Source organism: Pseudomonas azotoformans (assembly GCF_001579805.1).
In the GTDB taxonomy this organism is placed as follows: Bacteria; Pseudomonadota; Gammaproteobacteria; order Pseudomonadales; family Pseudomonadaceae; genus Aquipseudomonas; species Aquipseudomonas azotoformans_A.
The window spans coordinates 634,895-656,752 of sequence record NZ_CP014546.1; the positions used below are offsets into that span (position 1 = coordinate 634,895).

Annotated in this window: 21 protein-coding genes; 9 read left to right on the forward strand and 12 right to left on the reverse strand. The window is 61.5% G+C overall.

All coding sequences use genetic code 11. The features are described 5' to 3' along the window. Window positions 1-42: 42 nt before the first annotated feature. Genes AYR47_RS02930 through AYR47_RS02940 form a run of 3 tightly spaced genes read right to left on the reverse strand, consistent with a single transcriptional unit; the run spans window position 43 to window position 2,104 of the window. On the reverse strand, window positions 43-630 hold the full coding sequence (locus tag AYR47_RS02930; protein WP_038847561.1) for an HAD family hydrolase: 588 nt from the start codon (window positions 628-630) through the stop codon (window positions 43-45). After that, a complete protein-coding gene (gene tesB / locus AYR47_RS02935; RefSeq protein ID WP_016976734.1) occupies window positions 627-1,496 on the reverse strand; it encodes an acyl-CoA thioesterase II in 870 nt (289 codons plus the stop codon). Before tesB ends, AYR47_RS02930 begins: the two co-directional genes overlap by 4 nt. 38 nt (window positions 1,497-1,534) lie before the next feature. Then, a complete protein-coding gene (locus AYR47_RS02940) occupies window positions 1,535-2,104 on the reverse strand; it encodes a GNAT family N-acetyltransferase (RefSeq protein ID WP_061434271.1) in 570 nt (189 codons plus the stop codon). A 75-nt stretch (window positions 2,105-2,179) separates the two neighbouring features. Between AYR47_RS02940 and AYR47_RS02945 the strand changes: the two genes are divergently transcribed. From AYR47_RS02945 to AYR47_RS02955, 3 genes are all read left to right on the forward strand, one after another. Further along, window positions 2,180-3,100 carry a histone deacetylase family protein gene (locus AYR47_RS02945; protein ID WP_061434273.1) on the forward strand — a complete coding sequence of 307 codons (921 nt, stop codon included), beginning with the start codon at window positions 2,180-2,182 and terminating at the stop codon, window positions 3,098-3,100. A 229-nt stretch (window positions 3,101-3,329) separates the two neighbouring features. Then, entirely contained in the window at window positions 3,330-6,653 is a 3,324-nt protein-coding gene (locus AYR47_RS02950; RefSeq protein ID WP_061434275.1) for a type III effector HrpK domain-containing protein, read from the forward strand. 73 nt (window positions 6,654-6,726) lie between these two features. Then, window positions 6,727-7,959, forward strand: coding sequence for a TIGR03862 family flavoprotein (locus AYR47_RS02955; RefSeq protein WP_061434277.1), 1,233 nt, complete (start codon window positions 6,727-6,729; stop codon window positions 7,957-7,959). Between the two features lie 63 nt (window positions 7,960-8,022). Here AYR47_RS02955 and AYR47_RS02960 read toward each other — a convergent pair whose 3' ends face one another. Further along, window positions 8,023-9,357 (reverse strand): DEAD/DEAH box helicase, encoded by a 1,335-nt coding sequence (locus AYR47_RS02960; RefSeq protein ID WP_061434278.1) that lies wholly within the window; start codon window positions 9,355-9,357, stop codon window positions 8,023-8,025. Window positions 9,358-9,405: 48 nt separating this feature from the next. After that, on the reverse strand, window positions 9,406-10,302 hold the full coding sequence (yedA, locus tag AYR47_RS02965; protein ID WP_033896507.1) for a drug/metabolite exporter YedA: 897 nt from the start codon (window positions 10,300-10,302) through the stop codon (window positions 9,406-9,408). A 160-nt stretch (window positions 10,303-10,462) separates the two neighbouring features. On the opposite strand from yedA, the gene AYR47_RS02970 reads away from it, so the two are divergent. Both AYR47_RS02970 and AYR47_RS02975 read left to right on the forward strand, forming a co-directional pair. Next, window positions 10,463-10,918, forward strand: coding sequence for an Lrp/AsnC family transcriptional regulator (locus tag AYR47_RS02970; RefSeq protein WP_033896506.1), 456 nt, complete (start codon window positions 10,463-10,465; stop codon window positions 10,916-10,918). Further along, entirely contained in the window at window positions 10,908-11,612 is a 705-nt protein-coding gene (locus AYR47_RS02975) for a cyclase family protein (RefSeq protein ID WP_061434280.1), read from the forward strand. Before AYR47_RS02970 ends, AYR47_RS02975 begins: the two co-directional genes overlap by 11 nt. A gap of 258 nt (window positions 11,613-11,870) precedes the next feature. Here the strand turns inward: AYR47_RS02975 and AYR47_RS02980 are convergent, their stop codons facing one another. From AYR47_RS02980 to AYR47_RS02995, 3 genes are all read right to left on the reverse strand, one after another. Further along, on the reverse strand, window positions 11,871-12,122 hold the full coding sequence (locus tag AYR47_RS02980; protein ID WP_033896504.1) for an acyl carrier protein: 252 nt from the start codon (window positions 12,120-12,122) through the stop codon (window positions 11,871-11,873). Between the two features lie 148 nt (window positions 12,123-12,270). Next, window positions 12,271-13,433, reverse strand: a protein-coding gene (locus AYR47_RS02985; protein ID WP_156487775.1) for an IS3 family transposase whose coding sequence is annotated in 2 segments (ribosomal slippage) — window positions 12,271-13,178 and window positions 13,178-13,433 — 1,164 coding nt in all. Because the reading frame shifts where the segments join, the coding sequence is not laid out codon by codon here. 51 nt (window positions 13,434-13,484) lie between these two features. After that, a complete protein-coding gene (locus tag AYR47_RS02995) occupies window positions 13,485-13,916 on the reverse strand; it encodes a hypothetical protein (protein ID WP_237142529.1) in 432 nt (143 codons plus the stop codon). A 480-nt stretch (window positions 13,917-14,396) separates the two neighbouring features. On the opposite strand from AYR47_RS02995, the gene AYR47_RS03000 reads away from it, so the two are divergent. Beyond that, entirely contained in the window at window positions 14,397-14,693 is a 297-nt protein-coding gene (locus AYR47_RS03000) for a DUF6124 family protein (RefSeq protein WP_061434282.1), read from the forward strand. 192 nt (window positions 14,694-14,885) lie between these two features. Here the strand turns inward: AYR47_RS03000 and AYR47_RS03005 are convergent, their stop codons facing one another. The 3 genes from AYR47_RS03005 to AYR47_RS03015 form a co-directional block, all read right to left on the reverse strand. Beyond that, window positions 14,886-15,497 (reverse strand): 3'-5' exonuclease, encoded by a 612-nt coding sequence (locus tag AYR47_RS03005; protein WP_016978615.1) that lies wholly within the window; start codon window positions 15,495-15,497, stop codon window positions 14,886-14,888. Between the two features lie 25 nt (window positions 15,498-15,522). Further along, window positions 15,523-15,999 carry a LabA-like NYN domain-containing protein gene (locus AYR47_RS03010; RefSeq protein WP_033896500.1) on the reverse strand — a complete coding sequence of 159 codons (477 nt, stop codon included), beginning with the start codon at window positions 15,997-15,999 and terminating at the stop codon, window positions 15,523-15,525. A 117-nt stretch (window positions 16,000-16,116) separates the two neighbouring features. Beyond that, a complete protein-coding gene (locus AYR47_RS03015; protein WP_061434284.1) occupies window positions 16,117-16,854 on the reverse strand; it encodes a DUF2076 domain-containing protein in 738 nt (245 codons plus the stop codon). 176 nt (window positions 16,855-17,030) lie between these two features. Here AYR47_RS03015 and AYR47_RS03020 point away from each other — a divergent pair, with 176 nt between their 5' ends. Together AYR47_RS03020 and AYR47_RS03025 are read left to right on the forward strand one after the other, a co-directional pair. After that, a complete protein-coding gene (locus AYR47_RS03020; protein ID WP_061449402.1) occupies window positions 17,031-17,690 on the forward strand; it encodes a YciC family protein in 660 nt (219 codons plus the stop codon). Window positions 17,691-17,730: 40 nt separating this feature from the next. Next, on the forward strand, window positions 17,731-18,819 hold the full coding sequence (locus AYR47_RS03025) for an endonuclease/exonuclease/phosphatase family protein (RefSeq protein ID WP_061434286.1): 1,089 nt from the start codon (window positions 17,731-17,733) through the stop codon (window positions 18,817-18,819). Here AYR47_RS03025 and hrpB read toward each other — a convergent pair whose 3' ends face one another. Next, window positions 18,820-21,327 carry an ATP-dependent helicase HrpB gene (gene hrpB / locus AYR47_RS03030; protein ID WP_061434288.1) on the reverse strand — a complete coding sequence of 836 codons (2,508 nt, stop codon included), beginning with the start codon at window positions 21,325-21,327 and terminating at the stop codon, window positions 18,820-18,822. Window positions 21,328-21,437: 110 nt separating this feature from the next. Between hrpB and AYR47_RS03035 the strand changes: the two genes are divergently transcribed. Next, complete coding sequence (locus AYR47_RS03035) at window positions 21,438-21,857, forward strand: hypothetical protein (RefSeq protein WP_010206751.1); 420 nt, start codon at window positions 21,438-21,440, stop codon at window positions 21,855-21,857. Window position 21,858: the final 1 nt, after the last annotated feature.

Below are 21,858 nucleotides of genomic sequence, written 5' to 3' on the forward strand. Positions count from 1 at the left end.
ATTCGACTTGCTCGCTCCCACATTGGGTCTTCAGAGACCGATCTAAATCATCCGGCGCAACACCGAGCAATCCTCGGCATGCCAATCCACCAACTCCGGCCACGGATTCTCCGGCAAATTCACCAACACCGTCCGCGCCCCCGCCGCCCGACCGCAGTCCAGGTCAAACCGATAATCCCCCACCATCACCATCTCGCTCGGCGCCACGTCCCAAGCGGCCGCCAGTTTCAGCAAGCCATCCGGATCAGGCTTGGGTTGCGCATCGTCACGCCCCAGCACGTCCTCGATGGCAAAGCAGTCTGCCAGACCGATCGCCTCCAGGGTGACGTGCGCCAGCTCGCGCGCATTGCGGGTCAGGATGCCCAGGCGATAACCACGCCCGGCCAACTCGCGCACCAGCGCCACCGCACCTTCAGCCGCGACCGAACCCAGCGCCAACTCGCGCTCATGTTCCAGCAACCAGGCATGCTTGGTCGCCGCGACATCCGCCGGCAACGCCGCCAGGTGCGTGAGGATGTCGTCCTCGGGCGGAATCTCCAGGGCCACGCGAATGGCCGCGAAGTCATGCACGGCCACCGTGAGGGTGCCGTCCATGTCGAACACCCAATGTTTGATGTCCGACAGGCTCATGCCCAATCCTTGCGATGGCGGATCAGGCCTTCCTGGGTCACCGAGGCCACCAGTTGCCCGGCGCGGTTGTACACGCTTCCACGGGAGAAACCCCGGGAATTACCGGCCCATGGGCTGTCCATGGCGTAGAGCAACCAGTCATCGGCACGCAGGTCGGCGTGGAACCACAGCGCATGGTCGAGGCTGGCGACTTGCATGTCTTTCTGCCAGACCGTCTTGCCATGGGGCAGCAAGGAGGTGGTCAGCAGGCCGAAGTCCGAGGCGTAGGCCAGCAGGTATTTATGCAGCGCCGGCGAGTCGGCCAGGGCGCCGTCGGCACGGAACCACACGTACTTGACCGGGTCGGACGGCTGCGGGTTGAACGGGTCTTTTTCGGTGACCGGACGCACTTCGATCGGCTTTGGGCACAGCAGCTTGTCACGCATGTGCTCGGGGATCAGGTGCGCGCGCTGCTGGGTCAGCTCCAGCTCCGACGGCAGGTTTTCCGGGCCCACTACCACAGGCATGGTGGTCTGGTGGTCGAAGCCTTGTTCGTCGTACTGGAACGAGGTGGTGCAGGTGAAGATCGGGTGGCCCTTCTGGATCGCGGTCACACGGCGCGTGCTGAAACTGCCGCCATCGCGCACACGGTCCACCGAATACACCACCGGCAACTTCGCATCGCCGGGGCGCAGGAAGTAACCGTGCAGGGAATGCACGTGCCGCGCTTCTTCTACGGTCTGGCTGGCAGCCGACAACGACTGGCCGAGCACCTGGCCACCGAACAGTTGGCGAAAACCCAGGTCCTGGCTGCGGCCGCGAAAGAGGTTTTCCTCGATCGGCTCCAGGGTCAGCAGGTCCACCAGATCTTCCAATACTTGGCTCATAGAGCAACTCCTACAATCTATGGGGCATTCCGGGCTGCTTATCCGTGCAGCGTGTCCAACCATTGGGCGCGGGTGATGCGGTACAAAACATGAGGGCGCAGCGGGTCATCGGCTGCGACCTTGGGGTGTTCAAAATCTGCCTGGGGATCGTAATGCATACCGATGGCCTGCATGACTTTTTGTGAGGGCAGATTGGCTTCCGTGGTGAAGGCGACAATCTCGTCCAGGTTCAAACGATCAAACCCACAGCGCAATGCGGTCCAGGCAGCCTCGCTGGCATAGCCCAGCCCCCAGTGTTCACGGGCCAGGCGCCAGCCGATTTCCACCGCCGGGGTAAAATCAGCCTCGAAACTGACATTCAGCAACCCGGTGAGGCCGATGAATTCACCGGTGTCCTTGCGCTGCAAGGCCCACAGGCCAAAGCCATATTCAGCAAAGTGCCCACGAATGCGGCCGATCAGCGCGGCGCTTTCCAGGTGACTCAGCTTGGCCGGGAAATAGCGCATCACCTGTGGGTCGGCGCACATGCGCGCAAACTCCGCCAGGTCGCTGTCGCGCCATTGGCGCAGCACCAGGCGTGCGCTTTCCAATTCCAGTATCGGCTCCATGGGTCCCCTCCCTTGCCATGTGCGTGAGTGTACAACGCGGGTAAGATGCGTCGCAGGTTCCCGTCAGAAAATCCCATGCCTTTGCCATTGATCTACCACGATGACTACAGCCCCGAGTTCCCGGCGGACCACCGGTTCCCCATGGACAAATTCCGCCTGTTGCGCGACCACCTGGTAGACAGTGGCCTGACCGAGGACCGCCAACTGCTGCGCCCACAACTGTGCCCACCGGAGATTCTGGCCCTGGCCCATGACGCTGGGTATATCGAGCGCTACATGGGCGGCGAATTATCCCGTGAAGACCAGCGGCGCCTAGGCCTGCCCTGGAACGAAGCCCTGGCCCGCCGTACCGTGCGAGCGGTGGGCGGTTCGATTCTCGCGGCGGAACAAGCCCTGGAACACGGCCTGGCCTGCCACCTGGCCGGCGGCACCCACCACGCCCACTACGATTACCCGGCGGGTTTCTGCATCTTCAATGACTTGGCGGTGATCAGCCATTACCTGCTCGCCAGCGGCCGGGTCAGCCGTGTGCTGATCTTCGATTGCGACGTGCACCAGGGCGACGGCACCGCGCGCATCCTCCACGACACACCGGACGCCATCACCGTATCGCTGCACTGCGAAAAGAACTTCCCCGCGCGCAAGGCCCAGAGCGACTGGGACATCCCGTTGCCCATGGGCATGGGCGATGCCGACTACCTCAAGGTGGTGGACGATGCGCTCAACTACTTACTGCCGCTCTACCAACCCGACCTGGTGCTGTACGACGCTGGCGTCGATGTGCACAAGGACGACGCCCTCGGCTACCTCAAGCTGACAGACCAGGGCGTCGCCGCCCGCGATGAAAGCGTGATGCGCCACTGCCTGGGCCGCGACATCCCGGTGATGGGTGTGATCGGCGGCGGCTACAGCAAGGACCGCCCGGCCCTCGCCCGCCGCCACGGCATCCTGCATCACAGCGCGCAACGGGTGTGGACGTCATCAGGTTGTCATTGAAGTGTGAGCGTTACCCACAATCCCTGTGGAACCACCTGTGGATAACTTGAGCGTAAGGACCTGAAAGCCAGTAGTCGTATAGCCTGCAACAAACTGTACGTTTTTTGACCAGAGACTTTTCCACAGCCGTGAAACGTTGTGGAACTTGGCGCCGGCGGCCGTTTTGCAACAAAACTGCCGCACGCCGCCGTCAACCTGAAGGCCTCTCCCGCTTTCAGAGTACCCAGCGATGGCAACTTACAAGATCGGCAGTAGCGCGACGCCCGGCAATGACGACGCCCTGAAGAAAGTCGCCGCCACCTTCGACGTGGCGATGTCCCGCGCCCTCTCCGGCTTCAAGGAAGCCGCCCACCCCGGCAACTTCAAGGTGCTGGCGGTAACCGATAACACCAAGGACAAAAAGATCGCCGACGTCAAAGCCACCGGCGACCAGGAAGCGATCAAGCGCCTCAACGACCCGAACCTGGCCGACATCAGCAACACTGGTGTGCCGCTGGCCAACATCGCCAGCATCACCAAGATTTCCGACAACGTCCTGGAGCTGAAAACCCGCGACGGCAAGGACATCATCATTATCAAGCAGATGACCCCGTACCTGTTCGACGGCATGGCTGGCAAAGTCGACGCCGTGGACGCGCTGAACAAGAGCAAGGCCGACGGCTACCGCATCGCCCAGGCCGGCGACACCGCGCCGGGCTTGGACACCTACAAGGGCATCGGCCCGGCCGATGAGGTGGGGCCGGGCATGATCCGTTACGAAACCCTGTCGGGTGACAAGGTCGTCGTCAGTAAGGAAACCAACAGCGACCTGTACGAAAAGGTTAAGTCTGACGGCGAAACCTGGGGCCTGATCAACGACAGCAAGAATGACGGGTATCGCCTGGCCGGTGCCAATGAGGCCGGCAGCGTGAGCCTGGTGGGCACGCCGGAAGAACTCGGCCACGGGCTGATCCGCTACGAGACCGCTTCCGGCGACAAGATCATCGTGTCCCAGGCCATCAGCCCCGACCTGTACGCCTCGGTGGTCAAGGAGTCCAACGGCATCTTTGGCGTCGACGGCGCCGTGGACACCAACTGGATCGACAACTCCAAGTACGCCAGCGCCAAGGACTGGGACAAGATCGTCGGCAACACCAGCGGCACACCGACCCAGGAAGAACGCGACCTCGACCGCCCGCGCGCTGCCTCGAAAATGCTCAGCGACAACTGGGACAAATGGGGCCTGCACGACCGCCCAATCGACTTCTCCAACCCGCCCGCCGACCTGCCACCCGAAGCCCAGGCTTGCCTCAAGTACCTGGCCGGCAGCCCGAGCCTGATGAACGCCCTCGACAGCGGCGGCCTGGGCAAAAGTGATGGGGTGATTACCCACGCGGACGTGGATAAGTTCATCAGCCAATCGAACAAGGATCTGTCGGCCGCTTCGAAGTCCTACAGCACCTTCCTCAGCAAGAACCCCGACGCCACCGGTTTGGCCAAGGAAAACGCCAAGTCCGCCGCCATCGTCATGGCCAATATTTCCCTGGTGAGCAGCGCCGGCCCGGAAATGCAGGGGCCCAACCAGCGCGCCAACAATGGCAGCCTGAACACCGCCAACCTCAAGGCGATCAAGGATGACTCGGGCCTGAGCCCCGAGCTGACCGGCGCCGCAGGCTATTGGTCCACCCCCGGCATGCTGCGCACCCTCGACATGGCCGGCGACCTGCCCGCCACCGCCAAGGCCGACGGCATCACTCAACAGAAAAACCTCGGTGCCTGGCTGGAAAACCAGGCGCCCAAGGACGACCACGGCGTGTTGATGATGCTCAGCAACGCCGCGGTGCGCAGCTCGGTGGCCGATGTCGACACCTCCAAGCTGACCAAGGACGTGCTCGAACACCCGGAGAACTACGACGGCAAGACCAAAGCCGCCGTAATGATGGAAATCAGCGACGCCCGCGCGCGCATGGCCGCCAGTGACAAAGTGGGCGACGGCGACCTGTATGCGGGGATTACCGCGGACACCGAATACCACCTCAACCCGACCAAGTCCAAGGTCACCGACCAGCTCGACGCCGCCATCGGCCAGCTGTCCAGCGACCCGGACGTGAAGACCTTCTTGGCGCAGAACCAGGCGTCCGGCATGCGCGATATCGTCAACAGCGACCCGGCGATCAAGCATGAGCTGCAGGCCTACCAGGACGGCCAGATCAACAGCGGCAACGTGCTCAACACCGCCCTGAACACCAAAGGGGCCGATGGCAAACCGCTGTCGCTCATGGACGCCCTGAGCCTGGCTGGCACCGACGCCACCCTCACCGACCTGGCCTTAGGCGGCGATGGGCATGTGGACCTCAGTGTCATCGCGGAAAAATCGGGAAAATCCGGGGACATCGAGCAGTTCTTCAAGGACCACATCCTGAACGGCAAAGACCTGCAAGACGCCCTCGCCCAGCCGAACGCCGACCCGATGACCGCCATCGGCCAGTACGCCGCCCATGCCGAGTTGCTCAAGGAATTCCTTGGTGACAAGGTCTCGGCCCAGGACTCGTCGACGGTGCAGCAATACGTCAACCAGGCGGTGTCCGACTCCCTGGTCAACGGCGCCAACGACGACGTGCTCAAAGGCGCATTCGGCGATGCCAATGGCAACTTCGACGAGGCCAAGACCACGGCCATCATCGAGAAAGCCATGGCCGACGACCCAGAGATGTTCAAGGACGCCACGGGGGCGCAGATCAAGCCGCAGGACGTGATCTCGTTGATCCGCTCGATGTGGGACGTGAACCGCCAGGGCCAGAAGATCAGCGACGTACTGCCCAAGGCCGTGGACGGGCTGAAGCTCAACGTCAGCGATTCGTACAAACAGGGCCTGCTGCACATCGGCAGCGCCTTGCTGGCCGGCGGCGTGCTGGCGGCGCGCTCGGCCACGGGCGGCAACAGCCCTGCAGACAACGCCGGGCGCGTGGCGGCAGGCATGCAGTTTGCCGGCCTGATCACCGAAGGCGGCACCAAATACGCCAAAGAAGCCGGCTACGGCATGACCTGGAAACCCACGCCGATCGACCCGAACAAACCCCAAGGCATCGGTGACTTCCCCACCGGCAAAATGGTGCAGAACACAGACGGCCTCAACCGCCTGGGCAACCTGGGCAAGATCGTCGGCGGCACCGGCAGCTTTATCGGCGGTGTGTTCGGCCTGATCAGCGGGGTCAACAGCGCATTTGCCGGGGATAAACTCAACGCCGGTTTCTCCCTCACCAGCGGCGCCCTGGGCACCGGCGCGGCCGTGGCCTCGATCATCGAAGGCGGCGCGGGCCTGTTCGGCATTGCCGACGCGGCGGCCATCGCCGGCACCTTCGCCGGGGTATTGGGTTGGGCGGCAGCCGGTGTGGGCATCGTGACCAGCTTTGTGTTCCCGATCATCGAGGTGGTGAAACGGGAAAAACAACAGGACGCGTTCTTTGGCAACCTGGTGCCGACCCTGGATAAATATGGCCTCACCGGCGGCCCGATCACCGACGCCGACCGCAAGGATGAATACCCGCCGTACGCCAACACTGGTTTTGCCTGAGTACTTTTTGCCTAACGGCACGGGGCGCGCATTGCTTACAATGGGCGCCCTTTGTTTTTGACCAGGCCTGCCGATGTCCGCTACTGCTCCTTCCCACGTTGCCATCATCGGCGGCGGCCCTGCCGGGCTGATGGCCGCCGAAGTCCTGAGCCAGGCGGGCGTGCGGGTGGACCTGTACGACGGCATGCCCTCGGTGGGGCGCAAGTTTCTGCTGGCCGGCGTGGGCGGCATGAACATCACCCACTCCGAAGCGTATCCGGCGTTTCTGTCGCGCTACGCCGAACGCGCGCCGCACATGGCGCCGTTGCTGCGTAGTTTTGGGGCCGAGGCGTTGTGTGAATGGATTCATGGCTTAGGCATCGAGACGTTTGTCGGCACCTCCGGCCGGGTGTTTCCCACCGACATGAAAGCCGCGCCCCTGTTGCGCGCCTGGCTCAAGCGCCTGCGCGACCAAGGCGTGGTTATCCACACCCGTCATCGCTGGCTGGGCTGGACTGCCGAGGGCGACTTACTTATCCACAGCCCCGACGGCGAAAAGACTGTCCACAGCGACGCCGTGCTGCTGGCCCTTGGCGGCGGCAGCTGGTCACGGTTGGGGTCTGACGGCGCCTGGCTCAAGTTGCTGGAGGACAAAGGCGTGCCTTACGCCCCGCTGCAACCGAGCAACTGCGGTTTCGAGGTGTCGGCCTGGAGCGAATTGATGGTCAGCAAATTCGCCGGCGCGCCGCTGAAAAACGTCGCGATGGGTTTGGGTGACGACAAGCCTCGTCTGGGTGAATGCGTAATCACCGCCAGCGGGATCGAAGGCAGCCTGATCTACGCGCTGTCGGCGCCGATCCGCGAAGCGATCAACCGCGACGGCTCGGCCACCGTGCACATCGACCTGTTGCCGAGCAAGCCGCTGGACAAGGTTCAGGCCGCCTTGGCGAAACCCCGTGGCTCACGCTCGATGAGCAAGCATCTGCACAGTCAGTTGGGGTTGGATGGCGTCAAAGCCGCACTGCTGCGCGAGTTGGCGCCGGCCGACCACTTCAATGATCCGGCGCAGTTGGCGGTGGATATCAAGGCGTTGCCGCTGACGCTGGTGAAGACCCGGCCGATGGATGAAGCGATCAGCACAGCGGGCGGCGTGCCGTTTGAGGCGTTGGATGAGCGCTTGATGCTCAAGCAATTGCCGGGGGTGTTTTGTGCGGGGGAGATGCTGGATTGGGAAGCACCGACGGGCGGGTATTTGCTGACGGGGTGCTTTGCCAGCGGCAGAGCAGCTGGGCGGGGGATGTTGGAGTGGCTTAAAAGCAGAGGTTAAGCTGCAAGCTGCAAGTAAGAGCAACATTCACTTGCAGCTTGTAGCTTACCGCTCAGGGCTGTTTCACTTCTTCTTACGCGGCCCGGTATTGAACACCGGCACCTTGCGCACCGGTTTGATCGACGGCTCCGACGGCGCCACTTCCCCGCTGTCCACCCACTTACCAAGGTTGCGCTTACCGCCACCGCCCGAGGCTTTAGGCTTTTTCGGTTTCTTTGGCTTCTTCACCACCTGCCCGCTGGCATCGGTGTCCGGCACGCGGTGTTCCGGTTCGAAGTCCTGCTCCATGTGGCGGGCCAAGGTCTGACGCGTCAGCATCTCGATGGCTGACAGCATGTTCACTTCATCGGCACACACCAGGGAAATCGCCTCACCGGTGTTGCCCGCACGCCCGGTACGGCCGATACGGTGGATGTAGTCCTCGGCCACAATCGGCAGGTCGAAGTTGACCACCAGCGGCAAGTCTTCGATATCCAGGCCACGGGCCGCCACGTCGGTGGCCACCAGGATCTGCACGTCACTCGACTTGAAACGGTCCAGCGCACGTTGACGGGTCGCCTGGGGCTTGTCGCCATGGATACCGTCGGCGTTGATGCCCAGGCCCTGCAACTTATCCACCAGCGCATCCACGCCATTGCGGGTCTTGGCGAACACCAGCACCTGCTTCCAGCGGCCTTTGCGCATCAAGTGCACAAACAGCTCCGGCTTGCGCTTCTTGTCCACCGGCACAATCCACTGTTTGACCGTGTTGGCAGCGACGTTGCGCGGGCTGACTTCGATGCTCAGCGGGTCGTTGAGCATCTGCCCGGCCAGCGTGCGGATCTCATCGGAGAAGGTCGCGGAGAACAGCAGGGTCTGGCGCTTTTTCGGCAGCATGCGGTAGATGTTCGCCAGCTCTTCGGAGAAACCCAGGTCGAGCATGCGGTCGGCTTCGTCCAGCACCAGGGTTTGCAGCTGGTTGAGTTTCAGCGCGTTCTGGCGGAACAGGTCGATCAGGCGGCCCGGCGTGGCGACCAGGATGTCGACGCCTTTGCGCAACTTCATCATCTGCGGGTTGATGCTCACGCCGCCGTACACCGCGTAAGTGGTCAGCGGCAGGTTTTGCGCGTACTCGGCAACGCTGGCGTGCACCTGCTCGGCCAGCTCGCGGGTCGGGCACAGGATCAGCGCGCGTGCCGAGTTGGCGGCGACTTTCGGCCCTTCCATCGTCAGCAGTTGCAACAACGGCACGGCGAAACCGGCGGTCTTGCCGGTGCCGGTCTGGGCCGCAGCCATCAGGTCGCGACCGGCCAGCACCGCCGGAATGGCTTGCGCCTGCACCGGCGTCGGGGTCTGGTAGCCAAGCGTCTCAAGGGCGCGCAGCAAGGGTTCGATCAGGCCAAGGGTGGCGAAAGTCATGTGTTTACCGTAGGAAAAATTCAGCGCAAGGTCGCAATGCGCCGCAGTTTACCTTATTTCCGCCTTCGGCTTGCGCCACTGGGGCAGGCTGATCAGCAGGACGGCGCTGATAATCACCAGCATGGCCAGGGCTTCTTCCAGACCAATGGTCTCCCCCACGAACACAATCCCCAGCAACACCGCCACCGCCGGGTTCACATAGGCATAGCTGGTCGCCGCCGCCGGGCGCACATGCTTGAGCAGGTACATATAGGCGTTGAAGGCGATGATCGAACCGAACACCGTCAGGTAGGCCAGGGCCAGCCAGCCTTCCAGCGGTGGCACGGCTTGCAGGCGCTCACCGGACAACGCGCTGATGATCAATAGCGCGACGCCCGCCACCAGCATTTCCGCAGCACTCGCCATGGCGCCTTGGGGCAGTGGCAATTGTCGGCTCCACACCGAACCGAACGCCCAGGAGGCCGCCGCCACCAACAGCAGCACAGCGCCCATCGGGCTCGACTGCAACGTGCTGCCCATATTGAGCATGGCGATGCCGATGATCCCCAGGATCACCCCCGCCCACTCCAAGCGAGTGTTGCGCGCGCCCCAGAAATACCCACACAACAAGGTGAACAACGGCACCGTCGCCACGGCCAACGCCGCCACGCCGGACGACACGCCCATGTGTTCCGCCACGCTGACGCCGCCGTTGCCCACGGTGAGCAGCAAAAGACCGATCATCCCGGCCGCCTTCCACTGCGGCCACGTCGGTGCCGGCACCCCGCGCCAGCGCAGGAAGCCATACATCAACGCCCCCGCTGTGCAAAACCGAATCCCCGCCAGCAGCAACGGCGGCCAGTACTCCACGCCGATGCGAATCACCAGATAGGTGGAACCCCAGATCACATACAGCGCAAAAAAGGCGGCGATCAACGGTAAGGGAAAGCGACGTGGGCCAGGCATTGGGCGGCTCTATGGCAGGAGATGGGAGGCTTATTCTAAAAAGGCAGGTCGTTAAACATAAGTTACAAAACCTGTTTAAAACGCCAATACACTTTTCAAAGCATGGTTGTGAAGGCTATAAACCGTGCTTTCGAAAGTCACGCGCAACCGGAGCCTTATCATGGACAAATACGACCGCATGCTCCTCAGCGCCCTGCTCGAAGACGGCCGCGCGTCCTACGCGCAACTGGCCCGCACAGTAAACCTCTCCGCCCCCGCCGTGGCAGAGCGCGTGGCCAAGCTGGAGGCCAGCGGCGTGATCACCGGGTATCAGGCCAAGGTGGACTTGTCCAAAGTGGGCTTGCCGATTCAGTGCGTGATTGAGCTGCGGTTGACCAATCACGGCAGCCAGAAGGTGTATGACGCGTTGGCGGAAATCCCTGAATTGACGGAGTGCCATCGGGTGACCGGCGATCCGTGCGTGATCATGCAGGCGGCGGTGGGGTCGATGCCGGAGTTGGAGAGCTTGATCAACCGCGTGGCGAAGTTCGGGTTCAGCAAGACTTCGATTATTTTGTCGAGCGCGATAGAGCGGCGGGTGCCGTTGGGGCAGTTGGAGGGCAAGAATGGTGGTTAAGCACAACAGGGTTGTCAGCCTCAGTCATTCCATCAGCCCGCGAATTCCACTGTGGCCGGGCGATCCCCCGGTGGAATTTGAAGACGTCGCCTCGCTGGCAAAGGACGGCTACTTCCTGCGTCGCTTCAGCATGGGTGAACACAGCGCCACCCATATGAATGCGCCGAACAGCTTTTATGCCGATGGGATGGGCATTGATGGTTATAAACCGGAAGACCTGGTGCGGCCTGCGGTGGTGATTGATGTGCGGGCCCGCTGCAATCCGGACTACGAAATCAGTGTGCGGGACATTGAAGACTGGGAGCGCCAGCACGGGCTTATCGAGCCGGGCTGCATGGTGCTGATGTACACCGGCTGGCAGCGTCGCTGGAACGATCCGGCGGCGTTCTTCGGGCAGGATGCGCAAGGTTTGCACTTCCCTGGAATTGGCGAGGCGGCGATTCGGTTTTTGCTTGAACAGCGTCAGATTGCGGGGGTGGGCATTGATACTCACGGGGTTGATCGGGGACAGAGCAGCACGTTCGCGACAAACCATGCGGTGTTGGTGGGGAATGGAATTGTGCTGGAGTGCCTGACCCAACTGGATCAGTTGCCAGCCAAAGGCACGACGCTGGTCATCGGTGTATTGGCGCTTGAGGGCGGATCGGGATCGCCAGCGTCAGTGATGGCGATTATCAAGCAGAAAGAGAACTAGCCCCCAATCAAATCCGTCTCCCCTCCTTCGCTCGTACGACACCGTTGAGTCCGAAGAGAACAACAGCGTAATGAAGGAAACTGCGCCGGTTCGCAAAAAATCACAGGAGAGGATAAAGGTACAAACCAATCCGCCGTAAACCACAGGAGATTCCGAGTTCTATAAGAGAGGTTTCTCCTACGATCACTATCGCTGATAAGCCGTTTGGAGGACAAGGACGCGCACCAAAGGAGACTACAAGCGATAGTCATAGATTTCTCACTGCCGGGCAATTAAGTCGACAATCTGCTTGATCGTGGTGATGTGATCCCAGTCAGCCTGAGTGGCTTGCAGATTGAACTGCCATTTGATCTGCATGACGAAGCAGGTCAGGTCGTCATCAATGATCTTGAAGTCGCGGATGAAATCCGTTTGTTCCGTCACCTGGCTTCGGTCGATGAAGCCAATGATGTCGACGAACAGTTGAATCACCTTTTCGCTGATCTCGGCCCTGTTCAGATTACCGTCCATTTCTTGCCTCATAGGCACACTTACCAATACTGATTAAATCAAAAACGGCCAGTCCTGCAGCAACGAAGGGAATGCCTCGCCCAATAATGCCAAATATCCGGACTGTGCCAAACGTTGCCTTAGCCATCCTAGCCATTGTGTGTAGTGGTCAACTAATCCCGGACACGACGTTAAGTTTTTCTTCGGCCCGAGCTGGCGCCAGCCCACCGTTGAATTGATGGGGTCGAATCCAGTTGTACCGATCCATCAAGAATTGGCTGATATCGCGCTGGGCTTCTTGAGCCGTTCTGTAACCCGTGGTCGGTACCCATTCCGTTTTCAAACTGCGGAACACGCGCTCCATTGGCGCATTGTCCCAGCAATTTCCCCGGCGACTCATGCTCTGGCGCATTCGATAGCGCCACAGCCGCTGGCGAAATAAACGACTCGCATATTGCGACCCTTGATCCGAGTGAAACAGCAGGCCCTGAGGCCTTCCTCGTTGTTCGTAAGCCATATCCAGCGCCTTGATAACCAGATCGGCGTCCGGCTTTTCCGACAACGCCCAGCCCACTACCCGGCGCGCGCAAAGATCCAGCACGACCGCCAGATAGTGCCATTTCCCCTGGGCCCAAATGTAGGTGATGTCGCCGCACCACACCTGGTTGGGTGCCGGAACATTGAACTCGCGGTTCAAGGTATTCGGGATATCGAGTCGTTCTACCGTCGCTCTTTTGTAGGCATGTGATCCGGGTTGTTTGCTGACTAGATCAAGCTCGCGCATCAAGCTGCGCACTTTGAATCGACCGAGCTGCTCACCGTCGTCACGCATCAGCGACAGGATGCTGCGGCTGCCCGCAGCACTACGACTTTGCGTGAATAACTCGCTCACCCGACTGCGCAACCGAAGCCGTTCGACATCAGGCGTGCGGCGCCTAAGGCGCTGGGCGTAGTAGCACGAACGGGTGACTTCAAACACCTTGCACAGCCAGTCAACCGGCTCATGGACGCTCAACTGATTGATCAGCGCGTACGCTCGTGATCTTCCGACATCAAGAGCGCGGTAGCCTTTTTTAATATCGATTTTTCCCGTTCCAGGCGGGCGATCCGGGCTTCTAACTCCTGGATTTTCTGCTGTTCCGGGGTCAGCGCTTTGCTCTGCGGGGTAACGCCTTTGCTCTCTTGTTGAACCTGGTCGACCCAACGGCGTAGTGCCGACTCGCCGACGCCGAGTGAACGGCTGGCTTCGATGTAGCTGTAGTTTTGCTTGAGCACGAGGTCGGCAGCCTCGCGTTTGAATTCAGCAGAAAAGGAACGGCGTTGTTTGGTCATTTGACACCTCGATCTGGCGAGCATTCTCGCCTAAATGGGTGTCCGGTTTCATTAGACCACTACAGTGGGCTGCCTGATCAGCGTGCGAGGGAAAAAGCGCATGCCAATGAGGCTAGCCAGGTTTGTCGTTTTGCTTGAACCCACGTGAACCCAAGTACCAACGGCTATTTTGCTGATTGGTATGCCTGCCGACGCGGTGACAAATGTTGCTGCCGTCAACCCATAGTGCTCCTGAGTGCATTTCCAGAGGTCCTCGGCCGTGGTATTTGGCCCCATAGAATCGGCATGAATGGGTTTAAGCAGGTGATAACTGCCGCCACTGCTAATACCTGGGGAGTTCGGTAGTGCAATGACCGCAGGACAGCTTGTCATCGTGTTACCCAAGTGAAACGCCAGGCTAGAGGTTGAGCCTAGATCAATACGATTTAACCCGAGCTCGAGCTGACTTCTCATGATTGCTGTATGAAGATCGCTTTCCTGCATGCCTGTAATCCCTGTACGTAAATGGCAAGCGGGATGGTAGGTCGCAAAAAGAGGTGGTAGGCGGATGAAGCGGAAAAACAGAAGGGTCCTAGGCAGCGATAGGATTCGACCTACTGACCATTCAGAAGCCTGCCTTAAAAAGCCAAGTTTTCAATGGCCAGCAAGACCCATCTCTTTCATTTGAAGGACGTTTCCGAGAGAATCCCACGGCCTTGTTTCCGTCGGATCAGGTAGCTAGTCTCGCTCAGTCATCGAATGTTCGGTGATCGGACGTGCAAGTCCGACGACGGTAATACGCAAAAGCCTTAGCTCCCAACGCCTGCTTTTACTCGGGGCGTTAGTTCGTTATGGCAGCTGTACGCGGGAGATCTTCGGATCTACCGGACACCGTCACGGTCTTGCACACCCGCGTACTGCTGCCACCCTAATTCGTGTGCGAGCGAATGGTTGCAGCTTCTTACCTGACGGAGAAGCTACATCATGATCAAAGTAACCCCCGATCCACCCCGTTTCCTCAGCGAAGACGCCCTGCTCAACCGCCGCGCCATCGACTACTACCTCAAAGCGTCCGCCCCGGATGCGCCCCATTTCATTTTGAACGACAACCTGAGCTTCGAAGACGCGCTCGCCCATGCGGCTGACTTGCTGCATTGTGCGGTGGAGACGGTGCAGGATTCGGCTGAGGTGCTGAGCGCGCAGCAGCGGGCGGTGATGCATCTGGTGGGGATGGCGAAGGGGGTGGTGGATCGGGCGTTGGAGTGTGTGCAGCCGCGATAGCCTTGGCAACCGCGGTTTAGTGGTGAGCGGGCTTGTTGTGGCGAGCGGGCTTGCCCCGCGCTGGGCTGCGAAGCGGCCCCAAAACCAGGCGCAGAGAGCTACCTGAAAAAACGCGGCGCCCTTATTGGGGCTGCTTCGCAGCCCAGCGCGGGGCAAGCCCGCTCACCACAAAGGCCCTCTGTTTACGGGGTTCTAGAACCCGCGATGCTTCTTCAGATGCTCATTGATCTTCGCCGCCGGCACTTTCTGCAAGGTGCACAGCAGGTCGTGGGACAGTTCACGCAAGCCATGCGTACCACGCAGCTCTTGGGCCAAATGGGCCGTGAGGTTGGCCGCCATCTCCGCATCCGCCATCGCCCGGTGAGCCTTGCCGGTGTGGGGCAGTTGGGCGTAGGCGTTCAACGTGCCGAGCTTGTGGTTGGGCGCCGATGGCATCAGGCGGCGGGCCAGCAGCAGCGAACAGGCGAACTTCTGCAAACGGGTGCGGCGAATCAACCCCAGCTCGTAATCCCAGAACTTCTGGTCGAACGCGGCGTTGTGCGCCAGCAACGGTGTGACGCCGACGAACTCATTGACCTCATTCATCACCCGCTCCGCCGGCGGCGCGCTGCGTAGCATTGCGTTGCTGATGCCGGTGAGTTGTTCGATGAACGCGGGCACATGCACGCCGGTTTTCATCAGGCTCTGGTAGCGGTCCACGATCTGGCCACGCTCAAGGATGACCACCGCGATTTCCGTGGCCCGGCAGTGGCTGCTCGGGGTGATGCCGGTGGTTTCAAAGTCGATGACCGCTATACGTTCCAAACCTGTTCCAACTCCGTCTTGGCATTTATTTGAGCAACAACGCGCCTTCGATCGGCACATAACGACTGGCGGCGCGTATCAATGAATTGGCCGTCAGCCCTGGAACGCCATAAGCCACAGCTTCGACGCCATGCTTGTGGATAACCCGGTCGAGCAGCATGTCGAAATCACCGTCGCCGGAAGCCAGCACGATTTCGTCGACGTGGTCGGCGGCGTCCATGATGTCGATGGTGATGCCCACGTCCCAGTCGCCCTTGGCCGAGCCGTCGCTGCGCTGGATGTAGGGCTTGAGTTTTACCGTAAAGCCCAGGTTGCGCAGGATCTGCTGGAATTGCTGCTGCTTGCTGTCGCCACGGTCGATGGCATACGCGTACGCCTCGACGATCTGCCCGCGCGAGCTGATGTCAGCCCACAGCGCGGCGTAGTTGAAGTGGCAACCATAGGCCTGGCGGACGGTGTAATAGAGGTTTTGCACATCGGCGAACACTGCAATTTTCTTCACCGCACTTCCTCATGACAGCCAGGCGCCAGGGCCCGGAAAGGGTGTCAGTATGCCAGCCGCGAGAAGGTTTCCGGGAAAAATCAGACCGGGGCGACGAGTCGCCCCGGCCTGGGTGGGTCAGACGAAGGAATCGTCGTCGCCGAAGGAAGAAGAGTCGTCGGAATAATCGCTGTCGGCAAAGCTGTCCGAGTTGTTGCTGCCCCAGCTGTCATTGCCAGCGTACTTCTGGTCGTCGTTGCCCCAGTTGCCGTTGTCACTGGCAGGCGCTGGCTCTTCGCGGATGATTTCTTCCACGACTTGCGGCTGTTGCGAGTTGTGGTTGAACAGGCTGCTGATGCCTTCGGCCAGCAGCACACCACCGGCCACGCCGGCAGCAGTTTTCATCGCGCCGCCGAGAAAGCCGCTGCCCACCGGAGCGGCCGGAGCAGGTTGTTGATAACTCTGCTGCGGTGCAGGCTGGCTGAACCCAGGCCGCGCCGGTTCGCGCCAGCCGCCACCGGAAGACGGCGGTGCACTTTGAGCCGGCTGCTGATCACGGGAACCGCCACCGCCAAAGATGCTCGACAGGAAACCACCGCTGCTCGCCGGAGCAGGCTGCGCGGATTTAGCCCGCTGCAGCTCTTCCTGCAATTGCTGGATCTGCTGCGCCTGCTGCTTGTTCTGCGCGTCGAGGCTCTTGAGCGCATGTTCCTGCACCAAAATCGACTGGGTCATGTAATACCCGGCCGCCGGTTGGCGCGTCATGTGCTCCTTGATCCGCGCTTCGGCCTGGGCGTCGCGGGGGGCTGAGTCCGTTTCGGCTTGTTGCAACCGTGAAAACAGTCCATCGATCAGGATTTGCTCTTCGCTGTTCATGGCGACCTCGTTAGATTGCCGGTAGAAATCGTGGTCTCGCCTTTAATCAGGCGCCGTCCTAGTTATGGGGGTGTTACGAGTTGTTTCAATGGTCTTTACTCAAGGTTTACGTTTGCTTACCTCCGGTGATGATCGGTTAAAGTGTTGCCCTTGCTTTCAGGCCTGCGATGAACTTGATGAATCCGTTAGACGTGCTGCGCGACTCCTTCCGTTTCACCCAACGCAACCTGGGCGCCATCGTCCAGCTGTGTCTGCCGTTGGTGATTTTCGAAGCCCTGTTGCAACAGGTGCTCAACCACGTCGTCGGCCCGGATGCGTTCCCCGGCTATAGCGTGGTGGTGGGGTTGCTGGTGTACCCGCTGTATACCGGCGCGCTGATCCTGTTTCTGGATGCTCGCACCCGTGGCGAATCGCCGAGCACTAAAGATGTATGGGCCATGGCCCTCACGCTATGGCCGCGCTTCGCCCTGCTGACGGCCATGAGCACGCTGCTGATTCTGCTGGGGCTGTCGCTGTATTTCCTGCCGGGGCTGTGGCTGATGGTGGTACTGGCGTTTGCCGAGTACTTGCTGGTGCTGCGCGGCATGCCAGCGTTGGAGGCAATGAAGGAAAGTTTCCGCCTGAGCCGTGGGCATTTCTGGCTGATCCTGGTGTGCCTGCTGTGCGTGATGACGCCGCTGTGGTTGCTCAAAGGCGCCAGCGTCGCGGCCTATCCAACGCCCGCGCCGCTGCTGGGGCTGTTTCTGGACAGCGCCCACAGCTTCCTGCAGTTGTTTACCAGCGTGGTGCTGTTCCGTTTATTCATGCTGATCGGTGGCGATGCCGACGCGCGGTGATATGCTCCGTGCCACCTCTGAAACGCTATAAGCCGAGCCGATGACCCGTTTATTGCGCATCACCTTGCTGGGCCTGCTGATCACCGCAGGCCTGCTCACCGCCCTGATCTACAGCCTGACCTGGCGCCCCGAGGCGAAGGAAACCCTGCCGGTGAGCTGCGTCGCACCCCGCGCGCCCACGCTGCTGCCGGGGCAGGCGCTCAAGGTCATGACCTGGAACGTGCAATACCTGGCCGGCAAGAACTACGTGTTCTGGTACGAAACCGCCGACGGCAGCGGCCCCGACGACCGCCCCACCGTGGAAGACATGGCCGCCAGCCTCGACGAAGTGGCGCGGGTGATTCGCGATGAACAACCCGACATCCTCCTGCTGCAGGAACTCGACGAAAACGCCAAGCCTTCCCACTATCAGGACCAGCTGGCCCTTTTGCAGGAGCGCCTGGTCGACCTCTACCCGTGCAGCGCCCAGGCCTTCGACTGGAAAGCCGACTTCGTGCCAGACCTGCACATCTTCGGCAGTGTCGGCCGCAAACTGGCGACCCTCAGCCGCTACCAGATCGAACACGCCGAACGCCTGCAATTGCCGACGCCCGAGGCCAATATCCTCAGCCGCCAATTCCAGCCCAAACCCGCCTTGTTGTTGACCTACCTGCCCTTGAGCGACGGTGGCCAACTGGCGGTGCTCAACACCCGCCTGGACGGCGATGCTCCTGGCCGCAGTGCGGTGCTGGAACAGGTCAAGGCCACCGTAAAACTATTGGATAAATTCGAAGGCCGTGGCACGCCCTGGTTGATCGGCGGGGACTTCAACCTGCTGCCCCTCGGCCAGTTCCTGCGCCTGGACGCCACCAAGCGCGGGCAGTATTCGCCGGACAGCGAGCTGCATCTGCTGTGGGACAAATACCCGATGATCCCGAGCAACAGCCAATCCAGCGGGATTGATCGTGAGCAATGGCTGACGCACTTCCCCAACGACCCGAGCGTGGACGGGCCGGATCGCACGCTGGATTATCTGTTCTACAGCCCAAGGATCAAGCGGGTGGAAGCCAAGGTGCGGCAGGAGGATACGTTGCGTATTTCCAACCATTTGCCGGTGATTGCGCGGTTCCTGCTACCGGCCGCGCAATAGTCACTTGCGCGGTTTGATCCGCGCCGTCGCCTCGGCCACCAATGGATCATCTGGCCAATAGTGCTTGGGGTACCGCCCCTTCAAATCCTTCTTCACCTCGGCATAAGTACTGCGCCAGAAGTTCGCCAGATCCTGCGTCACCTGCACCGGCCGCCGCGCCGGGGATAGCAAATGCAGCTTCACCACTTGGCGGCCGCCAGCAATGCGCGGGGTGTCGGCCAGCCCGAACAGTTCCTGCAAACGCACCGCCAGGATCGGCGGCTGTTCGCTGTAGTCCAAACGCACCGACGAACCCGACGGCACTTTCACATGTTGCGGCGCCAGTTCGTCCAAACGTTGGGGCAGCGGCCAGGGCAGCAGGTTGTGCAGGAAGCTTGAGATATCCAGGTTGGCGAAATGGCTCAAGCGCGAGACTTTGCCCAGGTAGGGCATCAGCCAGTGTTCGAGGCTGGCGAGCAACGCCTTGTCACTGATATCCGGCCATTCGCTGGTTTTACCGGCGTCGAGTTGGCGCAGCAACATGACGCGGGCCTGCCATTGGCGCAGTTCCGGCGTCCACGGCAGCAGTTCCAGGCCTTTGCGGCGGACCAGGTTGACCAGCGCCTGGCTGCGGGCGGACTCGTCGAGGCCGGTGAGCGGTTCGCGGCTGAGCACCAGTTCACCGACTTTGCGTTGGCGTTCGGCGCGCAGGACGCCTTCGCGTTCGTCCCAATCGAGTTGGTCGACGTTACGCACTTGCTCGGCCAGCACCGTGTCGAACAGCGCCGGATCAAAATCCGCCGCCAGGTAGATGCGCTCTTCACGCTGGCCCTGGCGGCTGCCCAGGTCAGCGATGACCAGCCAGGCTTGTTTCATCAGGCTGTCGGCTTCGGCGAACAGCGCCGCGCGGCCGTTGGCCAGGCGATATTCAGCACCGCCGGGGCGACGCTGCTGGGCGACGCGGTCCGGGTAGGCCAGCGCCAGCAAGGCACCGAGCCAGCGCGGGTGGTCGGGGTCGGCAACGGCTTGAGTGGCCTGGCCTCTTAAGTAACCACGATATTGTCGCGCCAGTTGCTTGGCCCGCTGCACGCCGCCTTGGGTGCCGCGTGCGCGTTCTTCGCCGGACAACAGCGCCAACCGACTGTGCAAATCCGCACCGCCACCGCGCAAGATATCGCGCTCTCCCAGCAAGGCGGCCACGTCGCAGGCCGTCGCGGCCAACCCAAGATCCTGCCCGCGCAGCAGCAGGTGGGCGACACGCGGGTGGGCCGGCAGCTCGGCCATTTTCTGCCCATGGGCGGTGAGTTTTTCTTCATTCAAGGCGCCGAGGCGCACCAGCAAATCCTGGGCCTGGCCGTACGCGGCGGTCGGAGGCACATCCAGCCACACCAGTTGATTGGGCGTGACGCCCCAGCGCGCCAGTTGCAAGGCCAGGCCGGCCAGGTCGGCGGCGAGGATTTCCGCACTGCCATAAGCAGCCAGGCCTTCGTGCTGGTCTTCGGACCACAGACGATAACATACGCCCGGCTCCAGACGCCCCGCCCGACCGGCGCGCTGGGTGGCGCTGGCGCGGGAGATACGTTGGGTGTCGAGGCGGGTCATGCCGCTGCCGGGGTCGAAACGCGGCACCCGCGCCAACCCGGCGTCGATCACCACGCGCACGCCGTTGATGGTCAGGCTGGTCTCGGCAATGTTGGTCGCCAGCACCACTTTGCGTTTGCCGGCCGGGGCCGGGTCGATGGCGGCGCGTTGGGCGTTGAGGTCCAGTTCGCCATGCAGCGGGCACAGCAGCACATCGGTGCGTTCGCCGAGGGCGTCGGCCAGTTGCTGGTTGACCCGACGAATCTCCGCCTGCCCCGGCAGGAACACCAGCACGCTGCCGGTTTCGTCATGCAGGGCTTCGAGAATGGTCTGCACCACACGCGGTTCGATGAATTCACCGGGTTGATAGGGGCGCCCCCAGCGCATCTGCACCGGGAACATGCGGCCTTCGCTGCGCAGGATTGGCGCGTCATCGAGCAGACTGGCCAGGCGCTCGCCTTCAAGGGTGGCGGACATCAGCAGGATTTTCAGCGGTTGATCGTCGCGAAAGAGTTCGCGGCCGTTGAGGCTCAGGGCCAGCGCCAGGTCGGCGTCGAGACTGCGTTCGTGGAACTCGTCGAAGATCAGCAAACCCACGCCATCCAGCGCCGGGTCATCCTGCAGGCGGCGCGTGAGGATGCCTTCGGTGACCACTTCGATGCGTGTATTGGGGCCGACTTTGCTGTCCAGACGGATACGATAGCCGACAGTTTCACCGACCTTTTCGCCCAACTCACTGGCCAGGCGTTCGGCCGCCGCACGGGCTGCGAGACGGCGGGGTTCGAGCATCAGGATGGTCTGCCCGGCCAACCAGGGCTCGTTCAACAACGCCAAGGGCACGCGGGTGGTTTTACCGGCGCCGGGGGGCGCTTCGAGCACGGCTTCATGGCGATTCGCCAAGGCGTCACGCAGTGCATGTAAAACTTCATCAATCGGCAACGAATTCATACTGGCTCCAAAGCAGAGCGGCGAGTATAACGGCGAACTGCCGAGTGCCGACGATGGTCTCAAGGCCATTGCTATATAGTCCCGTATCAACCGTGTTCAGGAGAGTCTCCATGCGTATCGCTTCCCGTGTCATTGGCGGTGTCCTCGCCGTCACCCTGCTGAGCCAATTGACGGCCTGCGGTTCGATCTTCTATCCGGACCGCCGTGGCCAGATCGACGGCAAGATCGACCCGACCATTGCCGTGCTCGACGCCGTGGGCCTGCTTTTCTATGTGATCCCTGGCCTGATCGCGTTCGGCGTGGACTTCGCCACCGGCGCTATCTACTTCGAACCGGGCAAGACCGCCCAGGTCGATCCGCAGAAACTCCACGAAGCCATTGGCGCCGACGGCAAGGTCGACAACGCCAAGCTGCAAAGCATCATCCAGAAGGAAACCGGCCGCAGCCTGCCGCTGGACGACCCGCGCATGATCCAGTTCAAGGGCAGCGTGCAACAGCTCGCCAGCCTGGGCCTGCAACCCGCCGCTTAAG